Below are 15,559 nucleotides of genomic sequence, written 5' to 3' on the forward strand. Positions count from 1 at the left end.
TGAAAGATAATAATGAAAAAGTATATATACTCGATTTCCTGCCTATTACTGGTATTTTCCCTCGGGGCATGTAGCAAATATCTCGACGTGGATCTAGAAAATCAAATGACTTTAGAAGAGGTTTTTAATAAACGGAAAACCACGGAACAGTATCTGGCTCAGGTGTATGGCTATTTGCCTATAGAACATGATATGTTCAATGGTGAAGGCGGAAATGTTCCGCTGAGTGATGAAGCCTTATTTTCATGGGTAGCCTGGGTTCCATGGCTTAACTTTGCGAATGGGGCATGGGGCGTGACAACCCAGGATTATACAACTTGGGAACAGAATTATAAAGGGATTAATCAGGCAACCATTTTCATTGAAAATATTGATAGAAATGTGGAATTGAGTGCTGCTACTAAAGATATTATGAAAGCCGAAGCCCGTTTTTTAAGAGCCTATTTTTATTATCTGCTTTTAAAAAGATATGGACCTGTATTTGTATGGGGCGATCGTGCTCCCGATAGTAAAATTGATCCAACAACAGTAGATCGTATGTCTTTGCAGACAAATGTGGATTTCATAGTTTCTGAATTTGATAAAGCAAGTGCCGTATTGCCACAGGAAATAACTGATCAAGCCTGGTATGGTCGATTGACAAAAGGGGCTGTGATGGCCGCAAAATCTGAATTACTGCTGTATATGGCTAGGCCGCTATTTAACGGAGCGAAACTTTATATAGGGATAAGGAATAAAAGCGGTGAATTCTTATTTCCACAAACCGCAGATCCCAATAAATGGGAGCTTGCGGCCAAATCTGCCAAAGCGTTGATTGACCTGAATGTGTATGCACTTTACCAAGATAACAAAGAGACGAACTCTTTTCGACGTGCAATTAAATCCTACATGGGTATTTATTTTGATAAGTGGAATTCGGAAATTATTTGGGGAAGATGGTCTGATGACGGCTTCAATTATAACGTCCGTACAGCTCCACCGCGAGTTGTGACGATGGGCTGGGGCGGTTATGCACCTTCGCTAAAACTGGTCGACAGCTATCCGATGGCAAGTTCAGGACGCTACCCGATTACAGGTTACAGTAGTAATGGACAGCCTATAATTGATGAAAAATCAGGATACCAAGAAACGGGATTTACAGATAACTATGTACATCCGTTAGACAATTTTGCCTCCTTTAAGGCGCACAACAGTTGTGTCGGAAGGGATGCACGTTTCTACGCATCCATTTTGGCAAATGGAATGTATTGGACCAATCCAAAACCTCAACCCAGACAGGTGACATTCTTTGACGGCGGAACATCTTCGTATACGAAAACAGGGGACTGCGTAAAGTCAGGTTACTTGTGGCGGAGAATGAGTGATCCAACAAATGACATCGAAGCAGGTAACTGGGGGCAGTTTGCATGGCCATATTATCGTCTGGCTGAGATCTATCTAAACTACGCGGAGGCTTGCAATGAAAAACCTGCTCGTGATGAAGTGGAGGCGTTAAAATATATCAACCTGGTACGTAAACGGAGCGGCTTGAACGACTTGGAAGTTGCTTATCCAGAGGTTCGGGGAAATAAAGAACTCCTGCGGGTATTGCTGCGAAAAGAAAGAATGGTCGAATTGGCATTTGAAGGCCATCGTTACCCCGATCTGAGAACCTGGATGATTGCAGAGGAAGAAATGAATGAGCCCTATTATACCCGTAATGTTGCCGCAACTTCTTATGAATCCTCTTGGGAACGGACCAAAGATGTTTTTCCTGGAAAGCGAAGTTTTCAGGCCAAACATTATTTCTTCCCGATACAGCAAAAGCAACTGAGCGAGATGATCAACATTACACAGAACTATGGATGGTAGTACTTATTAAATAATACTGAAAACGATGAGAAATTATATATCCTATTGTGTTCTCCTGTTGACACTTTTCCTGATGAATGGATGTCAAAAGGATGATCGAATGAACAACATGGTCGACGACACCATTTATTTCAGAGATTTCAAAGAGAATAAAATAACGGTATTTGACTGGGGAAAATTTGATTATAATGTAACTGTTGTTAAGGCTGGAATTGGACAACAGGGAGCAAAGATAAACTTCAAGATTGACGAAGCGTACCTAGCAGCCTATAACGCGCAGCAAGGGACAAATTATAAGCTGCTTCCTGCTGACTGCTATAAAATTGCAAATACAACACTAGCCTTTGAAAAAAAGGATTATCTGCAGGATATTGCAGTTGCTTTTGATACTGAGCGCATAAAAGTGCTGCAAGGAAAATATAAGGAATTATATGTGCTTCCGTGCCGCATTGAAGCAGAGGGAGGGGTGTTACATGCGCTGAAACCTGAAATGGCAACGACATTGTTGATTCCTAACGTTAAAGACCCATTTTTGGAATTCACTTCACCGGGTCTGCAGCTTGATCAGATCAAACTGAGCCCCACAGGAGCTGAACAGGTCGTAGGAAAAGCGACATTGGTCACCAATTATCCCAATCAATGGAATCTTGACTATGAAATTGAAGTGGATCCCGTGATTTTGGACAATTACAACGGAACGGTATCAGACGATAAGAAGTTGAAATTACTACCAAAAGCGGCCTATCAGCTTTTACCCGCACCTTATAAAATTGCTGAAAAGGAGAATAAAACGAGTTTTTCATACACTATTCTGAAAAAAGGACTTATTGATGGAACAACCAATTTATTTGGGGAGTATGCGTTGCCTTTACGGATTAAGTCTGTTTCAAAAAATGGTATTAACCCCGATGCTTCGACAATATTGGTTCCAGTGTCCTTTCAACCGCCAGATATCCCCCGTAGTGGCTGGAAAGTAATTGCGGCTTCTTCCGAATGGATTGGCGGTGGTGAAAAGGAAAATATATTGGACGGTAATCCCGATACCTACTGGCATAATGTCTGGATGGGAGGAGAACCCCCATTACCGCATTATGTCATAATAGATTTTGGAAAGGAATATAATGTGATGATGATTGAATTAACAAGAAGGTTATGGAATAATGACTTAAAAGTCGTTGAGTTCTCGACTAGTAATGACAATAAAACATATGTTCCATTAGGAAAGATCGATTTTGGAACAAATAGTCCCAAATCAACGTTGGCCGTTAATGTTCCGACGACAAAAGCCCGTTATTTAAAATGTACGGTAACAGCAAGTAATCGTCCGCCTTCATCCGCTATAGCAGAAGTATATGTCAAAGGATTATAAAATGCATCCGAGATTAGACATAATACAACTTCAAGTATAGTCTAGCTTGCAATCTGGTAGAGCTGAAAGTCACTCCATTTTCCGGAGTGACTTTTTTGCTTTTTTAATATTTGTTCCTAAAATAAAAAAAGCGACTCTTTTGAAGTCGCTTTTTGTAGCCCGTAGGGGAATCGAACCCTACTTGCATTAATCTATTTATCAGCAATTTACAAACCGTCCTTTTCCCTACTCACCGAATAACTCACTGGTTTGATATACGTTTTAGCTGCAAGTGCTTATAGTACTAAGATATAGAAAAATGTATAAATTTTCTATATCTATCATCCAATTATTATTAAAATACGACCTAAATACATGATAAAATGTGTATGAAGCTTATTCAAACCCTAAATGATCCTGTAAAGCACATATGGCCGCATGAAATCCGCACATACCATGTACTCCGCCGCCTGGAGGTGTCGAAGATGAACATATATAGACATTCTTTAAAGATGTACGGTAAGGTTTGGAGCCCAGAACGGGTCTCGCAACCAGCTGACGTAAATCCATAATTCCTCCATTGATATCTCCTCCAACATAATTAGGATTATATTCTTCAAGTTCTTTCGGTCGCATAATATGGCGGGCTAAAATTGTATCTTTAAATCCTGGCGCGAACCGTTCAATTTGGTTCTCAATTTCTTCGCTATAATCTATTTCGGATCCATGAGGCACATGACAATAGGCCCATCCAATATGTCGATCGGCTGGTGCCCTAGTTTTATCAAATGTGCTTTGTTGGGAAAATAAGACGAATGGTTTTTCGACTTTTTTCCCTCGAAAAGTATTATATTCATTCGCAACAATCTCTTCGAATGTATTTCCTAAATGTACAGTTGCAGAATGATTGCAACTATTGTCTTTAAAAGGAGTCTTCTCAGACAGGGCCCAATCCATTTTAAATATTCCCATTCCGTACCTGAAATTTTTTAAGCGTGATTGATAGCCTATTGAAAAATTTAATCCTTTTATCCGCAATATTTGCCGTGGTGTCAAATCTAAAAATAATAGTTTATGATTTGGAAGGTCGTTTACATCTTCAATCCAAATATCGGTCTGTATTTCCCCGCCTAGATGTTTAAAGTAATTTACCATAGCATCAGCAATGGATTTAGATCCACCTACGGGAATCGGCCATCCTGATTTACTAGCAATGGCAGACAAAATAATTGCGATTGCAGACGTTCCAAAGTTTGATAAAGGTTGAATACTATGAGCAGCAAGACCGGCCCACAAAGCTTTAGTGCGCAAATTCGAAAATCTCTTTGCGGTCCACGTTGCAGGCTGAATCGCATCTAGGCCGAATCCCGAGTATTTTAGAAAATTAGATCGAAAAGTTAATGGAGCTAAAATCGCTTCTGCGTAATCTTCCCAATGATCTATAATTTTCTCAACCAATCGACCAAAATTTTGTCCATCTTTTCCCTCTAAACAATCTATGGTTTTTTTCAGATCATCATAAAGTGTTACTGTAGGATTATTATCCATTGGATGGGACAAAGGATACGTTGCATGGGTAAATTCTAGACCATAATCCATCAATGGTAGGGATTTAAAAAATGGCGATGCAATAGCCATTGGATGTATTGCTGAACAAACGTCATGTTTGAATCCATTCAATGTAAGTTCCTTGGTACGCAAACCACCACCTATTGAATCTGAACCTTCAATAATTAGCGTTGATAATCCGCTTCGCTGGAGTGTAATACCTGCCGCAAGACCATTTGGTCCAGAACCTACAACAATGGCATCATATTTTCCCAAATCTATTATAAATTATTAAATGAAAATTTTTAGGCAACGTAAGAATAACCCTAGTATGCTACCTACGACCTTTTAAACCTAATCTACAATTATGTGATCAAACCCATTTTATTTTATCTTTATACAGAATGAATGGGCGTTCTTTTTCTGTTGGTTCCTTTTCGCATAGCAGATACATTGTACCGGTTGGAATATTATCAAATATAAGACTGCCGCTTGGGCCTACAAGTTTTTTATCTCCTAGAACCCATTTCTTATCCCAAAAATATAATTTATATTCCTTCCCTGGGATCGGTGGGGAATTTATTTTTCCATTCGCTATCCGAGTACATTCTTCTACCTCCCAACCATTTTTCAATACATCCATTTGATCAGCCTCTGGGGACTGCGTTCTATCAAGTGTAATACTTATTCTTCGTGCAAAATTAGCGTATAGAAAAATAGAATGCCCAGACTCATCTAAAAACAATGGAAATTCGTTGGTGTTATCTTTGTTTTCTTGATACGTGGAGACATAATATAACAAGTTTCTATTCATCTTTGAAAAGATATAACTCTTACTTCTTTCCACTGCCATCACCGGAACAAACTTTCCGTTATTATAATTACTTATGTATAGTAAATTTGGGTTTCCTTTTATCCTGTTTAATGGCAAAATAATATCGGATACTTTAAAATATTGATCTGTCACATCGATCATCCGGGAATTTACAGTCATCGGTAAAAAGTTTCTTTGATTATCAAATTTATAATACGAAGTCCCTTTTTGTACCGAATATGTTCGCCTATATATTTTTCCCGGTAGTTTATACGTAGATTTTATACTATCATCTCCCATTTTAAAAAGATAGAAAGGCTCATACCCTCCAATATTAGCTTCAGTCCCAAGAAATGGTATACTTGAGCTGTCCGAAGTTATTAAAGCATTCCAAACGTGTCCTCCCGGAGTATTGCCCCAAGCTGGTGTAAAATCAATAGCGACAGGTATTCCTAACGCCCTAAAAACGTACCCCGCATAATTTGCCATTGTAACGCAGGAACCAGATTTATTATCTAGGATCTTATTTATGGTTAATGTATCTTCATAAGTATTCTTTAAATCGAATTTAAACCCGATTTTAAGTTTGTTATTAATAGAATTACAACTGTCTATCAAAGTCCTAATTGAGTTAATTCCATCAATCTTCCGTCTCTTTTGAATATTCCAAATATAGCTCCTCCAATCATGTATAGGTGAATCGTTTAGTCTATAAGGCAATACAAATTCTTTAAAAACACTTTCCGAAATAATTCTTTGATCTAAAAGATCTTTCGATGATTGATAGGCTAGCTTAATATTCTTGAGAATGATTTCCTCAGAAACGTTCCCACTATCTTTTTTTACGTCACCGTTCTCCGACAAATGAAATAATCCTGACATATTTGTATCGATGAACGTATAATAGCTTTCCAGTCGTCTATCGCCTTGGATTTCTTTTGGAATATTAGACTTTGTTGAGGTAACGCTGCTTGTACAGCTTACAAAGATAAATTGTAATAACCAGAGTATATAATTTCTTAACATCTTCACAAACCTTAATTATTAATTTTTGTTCTTTTTACATCTACCCTATTCCTAAAGAGCATTATACAACGAAGCTGGCATTCTACTAGTTCCTTATTATTATGAAACAGCTCGATTGTATCACCCTTAACCAGTTTCATGTTTTTTTTGCTCTCAGGTGGTAATATAAATTTATGTGAATTCTTAACGATAAATAAATTCTTTGTCGAAAAGTTCTCCAGCTTTACTTTAGCCTTTGAATTTAAAGAGGAAACCTCGAACTTTTCAGACGACGCCAGTTGTGTATGCCCTGAACTATATATTCTACAGGAATATAAACAGCTTGTCAAAAAAGCCGATATTAAAATTAGTTTAAGTTTTCTCATTCTATTTCTGTTTTAATCTGTTAATTGCATCTTCGCTTTCCGACTCTTTTCTTTCTGCGGTCTTTATTTTTTGCATACCTAAATTCCAAGAAACACTAAGCCTGAAAAATCTTGTATCATTATATTTACGCGTTCTATAAATAAGGCTATTATAAAGTACTGATGTCCTATCTATTTCATTTCTAAAAAGGTCACTAAATGTACCGGTTATAGTTATTCCAGGTTTAGTGAATTTTTTCTGTAAGGCTAAACTTGTATTATTGTAGCTTTCACTTTTAAAATAACCGTCACTCATTGAGCTGTAGTAAGTCTGGGCAATTTGAAAAACCCAACCATTTTTTATAATGAAAGAGTTCGTAATCCGACAATCGAAAAGAGGGGACGACGATTTTCTTTTCACATTTCTATAATCCCCATAAGCATAAGTAATGTTGCCTGTCCCGAGCAATCGCCACCATTTTTTAGGAGATAAGTTTAAATTTACATTTCCATAATATATATAGGCAGTAAAATTGTCAAACTGCTGATAAAGGTTCCCATTTTCATTAGCTAAAATTATTGTACTAATAAAGTTTTTCAAATATTGGCCACCAACAGAAGCCGATAATACTCCATTATTTGTCCATGAAACATCTATTGTATGGTTATTTTGAGGTTTGATGTTTTGGTTACCTTTAAAATTCACTGCAGAATTATCCGTAAATCTTTCAAAGGGGTTTAATTGATAATAATCAGGCCGAGTAAAAGTATTTTTATAACTCAAGTTCCAAACATTTTTTTCATTCAAATCCCATTGAATCAATAATGATGGTAGAATATTAAACCAGTTTATCTTTGTTTGAAGATTCTTTAATCGCTCGTTAGACTGTATACGGTTATTTTCCAACTTTATCCCCACGCGATAATAAAACTTATTTAATTCAGCTTCCCATTCCGAATATAGTGTATATGTACGTTCAGTATATTTAAACGAAGACTTTGAAAGATCGGCAACAAAAGCAGAATTTCGGTTTAATTCAGTAGTTTTACTCTCATTAGTTAAACTATTATAAAATAATCTAACACCGGTTATCATATTTCCACCCAATATTTTTTTTGAATATGTGGTATTTGCCACGAAGGTATTAAGCCCATTAGGAAGGGAATCTTGATATAAACTTTCCTTCGCCTTATTATCTGAAATAACCGTATTTATAGATCGACTATTTAAAAGTTTATTTCTATTCCGACCGTATTCCAATTGAATTTTTAAGCTTTGATTCGTTGTATCCCAAGATAGGTCATATGTTCCCTGAACGAAGAATGATCTATTCTTTCCATTTCCCATGGATTTAAAAATAAAAATGGAGTCTCCAGCAAGTAACCTATCGGCAGAGGGATCTCCGTTGTCCGAATTAATAGCCAGCCCATTCTTGTTGAACTTCAATTCAGAGTAGAGTGTAAGCTTATTATTTTTATTTATATCATATCCAAGATTCAAATAATATTTTTGTCCTTTTGTTTTATTGTCAGAATTCTGCATTACATCCCATATCATATCATCGTTATACTGGGTAGTAATATCGGATTTTTCATATTTTTTCCCATCTTCGAAATTAGATCCTATCTGGCCGGAAAATAAATACTTTTTAAAATCCACTCGTGCGGAAGCAATATTGCTAAAATATCTTGCCTTGATTAAACTGTTGCCAACTGTAGCCCTATAGCCGTCCGTTTTAAGCTTTTTTGACTTTACATTGATCACAGTTGCAACATCGGATGGGAAAGTACTATTGGGATTTGCAATAACTTCGATCCTATCTACATCATTTGATGGGGTCGATCTTAAATATTCCATGAGCTCTGAACCTCCCATATAAACTCTTCTTCCATCAATATACACAGTAGCCACCTGAGTTCTCACAGTTAGCATGCCGGATTCTGTTGTTTGAACAGTCGGCACCTGCTTTAACATTTCCCATAAGTTACTTGAATTCATCATTGGGTTATTCTCAGGATCTATTATAATACTTCCCTTTTTTATTTGCATAAATCTTTTCGTCCCAACAATACTAACCGTATCAATATTGATATTTATTTTGGACAATTTCATCTCAATACTCTGTTCAGGCTGGCTTGCTAAAACGATTGTATCAGTATCATTAAAACCTACAGAAATTGCAGAAAGTAAATATTTCCCAGATTTCGGTAAGAAGATCTCAGCATTTCCTGTTTCATCACTCTTTATTTCATGCGTGAAATGTTCTCCTTTAATTCGTATAGTAATATTTTGCAATTTTTTGCTGTCCTTATCTGTGGTATAAATATTTAGACGGGTCTGAGCAACACCTGAGAATGTTAAGCATAGAGCTAAAAGCAAAAACTTTATTTTCATTTTAAAGGTTTTCTTTGTAACATATTTTGAACTTCAATTGCAGCACTTTTTATCTCCCGTACGACCCGTGATTCTACTTTAATCGGCTGTTGGGTTATTTCCATCGCCGTACGTAAGCAATCCTGGTTCATCCCATTATTTTTATAAATATTCATCAAACGGTATTTTGGGTAAAATAAATTCGGTATTAAAACAGAGGCATATTTGTAATATCTTATAGCAAGTGAATGATCCCCAAGTTTTTCATAACTTTCTCCCAAATACATGAAAATGGTATGGTTGCTAGAGTACAGGCTGGCTTCTTTTAATACGCCGATAGCTTCTGTGTATTGGGAATTTTTCATCAGATATTTACCATAGTCGATTAATACCACGGGATCATTTGATAGTTTTTTAGCGATATCCTTATATGCATTTGAAATATCCGCATTAGAACTCTGTACATTTGCACTCTTCGTTTTTATTACATGCCATCGCAGAATGTTGTTATACCGGCTCAATATTCCCGCTATGATGAAGATTGAAATTCCAGATACTAATAAAAAAACGAGTGGTTTAGGTAATGTTATGGATCTAACCTGTTCATTCTTTAATGAGCCTAACGCTGAAAGACTAAAAATAAAAATGCATACAATAACCAATGTTTCAGAGGGATAAGAAAAAGTTCCCAGTATTGTCAACGAAATTATGGAATAAACAAAAACCAAATTATTTTTATCCGAATTTCTGCATAGGTTAAATATCTTAACAGTAATAATCGATAAAAGTACAAAACCGAATATTCCACCCTGAAGCAGAAAATCTAATATTTCATTATAATTTACGTTGATATAGGAAGCCAGATATTTCTCGGTAGCAATATTATGTTGGGAAAAGTACTCTGCCTGATACTGATTATATACTCTTTCAAAATTACCAAACCCGATCCCAGTGATAAAGTTCTGTTTAAGCAATTCTATTTCCCTGCAAATAACAAACCACCGACCATTAGTGGAATCCTTTTTTGAGAGTAATAAAGTAACCAATATAAAACATAAGCATCCTATACCAAATAAAAAAGCCGGCAAATTCTTTTTCCTAAAGCATATCGTCCATAAGCTTTTGTATTCAATGCACAATGCTACTATTGAAGTAATTAGAATCGATAAAATAGCGGTTCTTGAAAATGAATGAAAAAAAACTAAATACAAGATCAAGAAAATAGATAAGGCGATTGGAATAGTGATGATTGACCAACCCTTACTTCTTACCCGGGTAACAAGTGTCCAATATAAAAAGGGTAAAATAGCTGCAAAAAAATTTGCTAGAACAGCTCTATTTCCAAAGCTTCCAACCATTGTGCCTCCTTCTACAACTTGTAATAGTGCAACAAAGGCCTCGTATATCCCTAAAAGTGCAAATACCACAATAAGATTTTTTTTTCGACCTTCATTCCCACATATAAATAATCTTAGAATTATATAAAAAGTAGAAATAGCTAGAATTCTGAAATAATCCGCAATGACAAAGCTGACAGCTGAAAGAAAATACTTATTTAAGATATAAAAGGCTAAAAATATGAAAACATAAATATCAATTTTGTAAAACGTATATTGCTGAGCATGCTTGATGCCTCCTTTAAATAGTCCTTTACCTCCGATAGCCAATATTAAGAAAATGCTAATAATTGGAAAAAGATAATCATAAGAAAAGATTGGATTCATTTTTTACTTTTGTCAGAACTCAAATTTAAGAACGCAGTTAAATTTAAAATGATCATTAAGATTGAGAAAAAATACAGTCCTAAACTTAGTAATATACCAACATGCATTAGACTTATTAGCACTAGTACATAGCCTCGCCAAGATTTTTTCCATATAAATACTGGGTAAAATAGTTCCAGAATGACTACAAACCATCCGGCTAGTATTGCTGTGATTGGAAACGAAGCCATAAATCCATAGTCTATCTTGATCAGACCTGTAAAACCAGGTAGATGCACGGATTTCCAGAATGATTCTCCATTTCTCCAGTCTTCTCCAATAATTTTTTCTATACCTCCGGCAAAGTAAACTATGCACATATGGATCTGTAAAATTCTTCTGTATGGACTGGGGTTGACGAACGCCTTTTCCTTATAAATAGTTGCTTTATCAATTCCCTTTCCATGACCAAGAGGAAAAATTGCACAATAAAATAGGCTAATTGTGGTAAAATAATCAACACCGTAGCTAAATATTGGAGAACCTTTGACAATAATTAAATGTAAAATGACTAATCCTATGGCAGATAGTCTGGTTCGAAAACCAATTGCCAATGTAATACAGAAAATAATATAAAGAGAAATAAAGACAGTCAATAATGACTTCTCTGGCGCAGAAGTAATTTCACCGAGAAATCGCAGAACCTCATTTATGTTAGGTATAAACCAAGGCTTTTGGATTCTCATCGCGTCCTGGGAGATGATATCGTTCGTTATATAAAGTCTCTCAAAGTCTTTTAAACATGCTAGAAAATGGAATAGACTAAAGAAACCTATGCCAAGCCTGTAAACAAAAAAGAAATTTTCATCCTCGCCGCGGTATTTAAAAAATGACGATCTAATTTTGTCAAAATATACTGATATTTTATGCATACATTCTAAAACTCTTTTTAGTTAATATCGAAGGCTACTAAACTAATTAATACAGGCTTTCTATTTCCGGCAATATAGTCGTTCAAATTAGGGTATTTATATAAGTATAAAGTAACGGTCCCGTTAGATTTATCTGCGACAGACGATTGATCATAGATATTCTGACCAATTTTCTTCAGTACAATATCCAAATAACGTGTATAAAGAGTTTTCTCATTTGCTTTTTCAAGTGCTTTCATTCTTTCCTGAAAGTCGGATACCAGAGTCTCATATCTATTTCTAGCTTCTTGTGTAGATAAGTTGGGAGTATACTGCCGTGATATAATTTCTCCCGTTCTATTTTTTATTGCACATTCTATAATATAGCTGCTAGCTACATTTGGTGCAAAAAAGCCGTATCCGGCATCAATTCCTGCTATTATAGCGTAAGGAGTTATTCCGGGAGTATTTAAAAAACTTCTTACAGTTTTCTGAATTAAATCCGGTTCTAAGGAATCTTCCTTAGATACAGTCCTTTCATGAAAGTATTCTTTGGCAGTTGAATACCCTCCAAGGAATGTAGAGAATACTACGATGGTAAAATGAAATATTGTAAACAAAAAAAATAGGTTTTTTCTATTGTTAATCAGTTTTTCTTTCATTCTTATTGTGAATATCCTTCCCCCATACGGAGGAAGGAAATGATCAATTATTCATGGCTTTTAATGAACTCATCAAGAGACACATTGTCTGTATTCAAAGTTGCAAACGATGCAACCACTGTTTCAGACGATACTGTTGAGGTTTCTGCACTTTTAGTTATTGTTCCTTTTTTTGCAACAAATCCAGCTTCCGCATATAAAGTATTTTTGCCCTGCACGGCTTCATAACTCACTCTTTGAACTGCGGCTAGATCTTCAGAGTTGGAAAGAGTTGCAGGCCTAAATGCTACCAATCCTAGCGGTAAAGCGAAAAGGCCAATCATAAAAAATTTTGTTTTCATTTAATTTAAATTTAATTTATAAAATATTGGATTAATACAGCAAGCATCTTAATACCTTGCATATCACTAATATAAAATTTTATACCTTTTTAACCATAAGAAAAACAAAATACTACACAATAGTGTATGGGTGTATTAAACTAGATTATTTACCACATATAGCAAAATATAATTAATATTACAGAAAATATATATCACTGAGCAGCAATACTGCATCTCAACCAAAAAAAATCGTAAGAAAAAAAATTAAACCTATAAAGTACGACACAATGTGTAAACCTATAATCGGACGAGACATCTGAGCAAGCAGAAGTTGGGCAGAGCCCTACTTTTCTTGCCCCATTTACCAGAAATGGGGTTATGAGCATCCTCCGGGGATACTCTAAGGCCTTAGCGATAGCATAAAGCCAATTTTTAGTATACTGAGGAGTATACTAGTTTTCATTTAGCTCATATACGAGTAAATTGATAGGCTATATAACCACTTATCTATATATCTGGACTAATATGTATCGTAAGAATATTATAAATGGATATAACGTTTTTGTAAAAAGTTGTCCAATGAGATGCTATTATTATATTATGCCCAAAACACAGTGTTTTACAAAGAATATAATGAAAGTTTGATAAATGGAGAGTTGTTTTTGAAAATTTTTAAAGAAATCTCATTTCTTGCTTATGTTCTGTTATTCTTTAAACTCTTGCTTTTAACCTCTCATTCAATTAGTCTTAAATGTGTTCGAGTTTAGTGTAAATTCGAAAATTTCATTATTTTTAACGAAATATATCGCTAATTTGGAGTGTAAAATATTGATAATAGTATGCAGTTAAAGATTGTTGTTTTTTTACTATCATTATATGTGATATTTTTATTTTCTTGTCGATCAAGGAGCCATCCAACAGCTTTACTTCAAGAGGCTAGAAATCTTGCTGAAAGTTCTCCCCAAGAGGCTATGCGGCTAATAGATTCAATATTAGATCCCGAAAGTAATTTGGATAAGGAAGAATATATGTCTTATCTAGTGACTCGTGTCCAAGTTTATTATAAAAACTTTCGTGATATTTCTGATGATACCCTCATTTTCAAAGCCCGTGACTATTATGATACTAAAAAAACAGATGTTGGTAATTTACGTTTTCTAGCTCACTTCTACAGTGGCAGCGTGTTCCGTGATCAAAAAAATTACTTTAAAACTGTCGAAGAATATAAGCGAGCTCTTTCCATTGCTAAAAGTCAGGATAATCAAATTCACCAAGCGTTTGTATTATATAATTTAGGGGATCTTTACTTCGAAAAACGAACCTATAATATTTCATTAGCATATTATAAAGACGCATCTATAAAATATAAAAATGACAAACCAAAGCAAGCACTTTCTTTGCAGGCAGCTGGGCAATCATTTCTGCTGAAAGGAGAAATAGATTCTGCTTTGCTGTATTTTGATAAGGCACTAATGCTAATTAGACAAGCCCAGAATAAATTTGAAGAGGCAAAATGCTTACAGAATATTTCAGTGGCTCTATTTGAAAAGGGAGACTTTTTAAGATCCATTAATTTTCTATATACCGCTAGACAGATTGATCCGGATTCTACTGCTGAAGGACGCTATCAGCTTAATTTAGCGCGAACCTATAAAGCTGCGAAAATTTTAGATTCTGCAGAATTTTATAGTGGCAAGCTAAAAAATTCAATCAAGGATAATTCAGACATAAATTTTAAAGCCGCTGCAAGTAAATTCCTTGCAGAGAACTATATTGATAAAAAAAATTATCAATTAGCTATACACTATATGCAACTAAAGGATAGTTTAATGTTGCAAATAATAAGGAATACAAATGTTCAGGAACTAGCCAATGCCGAACGTAGGTTTGATTTAGAAACAAAGAAATCACAATTAGCAAATGAAAAAACTAGAAACTACAAACTTGGTCTGATCCTTACATTGAGTTTTCTAATTATTTTAATCATTGGTTTAATTGTTCTGTATTTGTCCCTCAAACACAGACGACAAAAAGAAGAAAATATACGCCAAAAGGAAGAGAATGTCAAACTGCAACAGCAATCTGAAAGGAATGAATGCTTAATTCAAGTTTACAGAAATCATATTGGTAACACCGCGACATTTAAATCTCAAATTAACAATCTTATAGTGAAATACTCGCGTAAAGATAGTAAGGATCCTAGAATTGGTTTTGAAAAAATAAGAGAAATTGTCGAAGATATGGAGGTAAATATTCATTCAGGCTATACCTCATTTATCACCAATTATCTCAAATCGTTAGACTTATTACAAGGATTCGAAATTGCCCAATTAAAACTAGAAGAGCAATTATTGATTACACTATTGCATGCTAATTTTGAACACACAGAAATAGCTGGATTGCTCCAGATTAAAAGTCACGCACTTACTACCCGAAAATCACGTTTGAAATCAAAGCTACAACTTATTGGACTTTTAGATTCACAAATATCCGAGATATTTGAACCGAACAAATAGCTCAATTATTTAGATTCGTACTTTCTTAAATTCAACCAATAGCTGATCCCATTTTGTTTAATTTGGCATTTGTGAAATTGTCCTTTTGTTGAATACAACCTCTTTAAACAGCGTATTTCTCCGATCACAGTACGCTATT

The 15,559-nt window shown here is 35.1% G+C and carries 10 protein-coding genes; 3 read left to right on the forward strand and 7 right to left on the reverse strand.

Annotation, left to right across the window (positions count from 1 at the left end):
- Positions 1-12: 12 nt before the first annotated feature.
- Together B2O97_RS12260 and B2O97_RS12265 are read left to right on the forward strand one after the other, a co-directional pair.
- Entirely contained in the window at positions 13-1,851 is a 1,839-nt protein-coding gene (locus B2O97_RS12260; protein ID WP_115046354.1) for a RagB/SusD family nutrient uptake outer membrane protein, read from the forward strand.
- Between the two features lie 25 nt (positions 1,852-1,876).
- Positions 1,877-3,220 carry a BT_3987 domain-containing protein gene (locus B2O97_RS12265; RefSeq protein WP_286767467.1) on the forward strand — a complete coding sequence of 448 codons (1,344 nt, stop codon included), beginning with the start codon at positions 1,877-1,879 and terminating at the stop codon, positions 3,218-3,220.
- Positions 3,221-3,595: 375 nt separating this feature from the next.
- Here the strand turns inward: B2O97_RS12265 and B2O97_RS12270 are convergent, their stop codons facing one another.
- The 7 genes from B2O97_RS12270 to B2O97_RS12300 form a co-directional block, all read right to left on the reverse strand.
- Positions 3,596-5,023 (reverse strand): NAD(P)/FAD-dependent oxidoreductase, encoded by a 1,428-nt coding sequence (locus B2O97_RS12270; protein ID WP_312440394.1) that lies wholly within the window; start codon positions 5,021-5,023, stop codon positions 3,596-3,598.
- A gap of 97 nt (positions 5,024-5,120) precedes the next feature.
- Positions 5,121-6,587, reverse strand: a complete 1,467-nt coding sequence (locus B2O97_RS12275; protein WP_286767468.1) for a transglutaminase domain-containing protein — start codon at positions 6,585-6,587, stop codon at positions 5,121-5,123.
- A gap of 366 nt (positions 6,588-6,953) precedes the next feature.
- A complete protein-coding gene (locus B2O97_RS12280; RefSeq protein WP_286767469.1) occupies positions 6,954-9,326 on the reverse strand; it encodes an outer membrane beta-barrel protein in 2,373 nt (790 codons plus the stop codon).
- A complete protein-coding gene (locus B2O97_RS12285; RefSeq protein ID WP_286767470.1) occupies positions 9,323-11,029 on the reverse strand; it encodes an O-antigen ligase family protein in 1,707 nt (568 codons plus the stop codon). The genes B2O97_RS12280 and B2O97_RS12285 overlap by 4 nt, the downstream gene beginning before the upstream one ends.
- A complete protein-coding gene (locus B2O97_RS12290; RefSeq protein ID WP_286767471.1) occupies positions 11,026-11,940 on the reverse strand; it encodes an HTTM domain-containing protein in 915 nt (304 codons plus the stop codon). Before B2O97_RS12290 ends, B2O97_RS12285 begins: the two co-directional genes overlap by 4 nt.
- 17 nt (positions 11,941-11,957) lie before the next feature.
- Positions 11,958-12,581 (reverse strand): hypothetical protein, encoded by a 624-nt coding sequence (locus B2O97_RS12295; RefSeq protein ID WP_070562441.1) that lies wholly within the window; start codon positions 12,579-12,581, stop codon positions 11,958-11,960.
- A 47-nt stretch (positions 12,582-12,628) separates the two neighbouring features.
- Positions 12,629-12,922 carry a hypothetical protein gene (locus B2O97_RS12300; RefSeq protein WP_165305214.1) on the reverse strand — a complete coding sequence of 98 codons (294 nt, stop codon included), beginning with the start codon at positions 12,920-12,922 and terminating at the stop codon, positions 12,629-12,631.
- A gap of 821 nt (positions 12,923-13,743) precedes the next feature.
- Between B2O97_RS12300 and B2O97_RS12305 the strand changes: the two genes are divergently transcribed.
- On the forward strand, positions 13,744-15,420 hold the full coding sequence (locus B2O97_RS12305) for a tetratricopeptide repeat protein (protein ID WP_286767472.1): 1,677 nt from the start codon (positions 13,744-13,746) through the stop codon (positions 15,418-15,420).
- The last annotated feature ends 139 nt before the right edge of the window (positions 15,421-15,559 follow it).

It is taken from the genome of Sphingobacterium sp. UBA865 (assembly GCF_002295765.1).
GTDB classification, from domain to species: domain Bacteria; phylum Bacteroidota; class Bacteroidia; order Sphingobacteriales; family Sphingobacteriaceae; genus Sphingobacterium; species Sphingobacterium multivorum.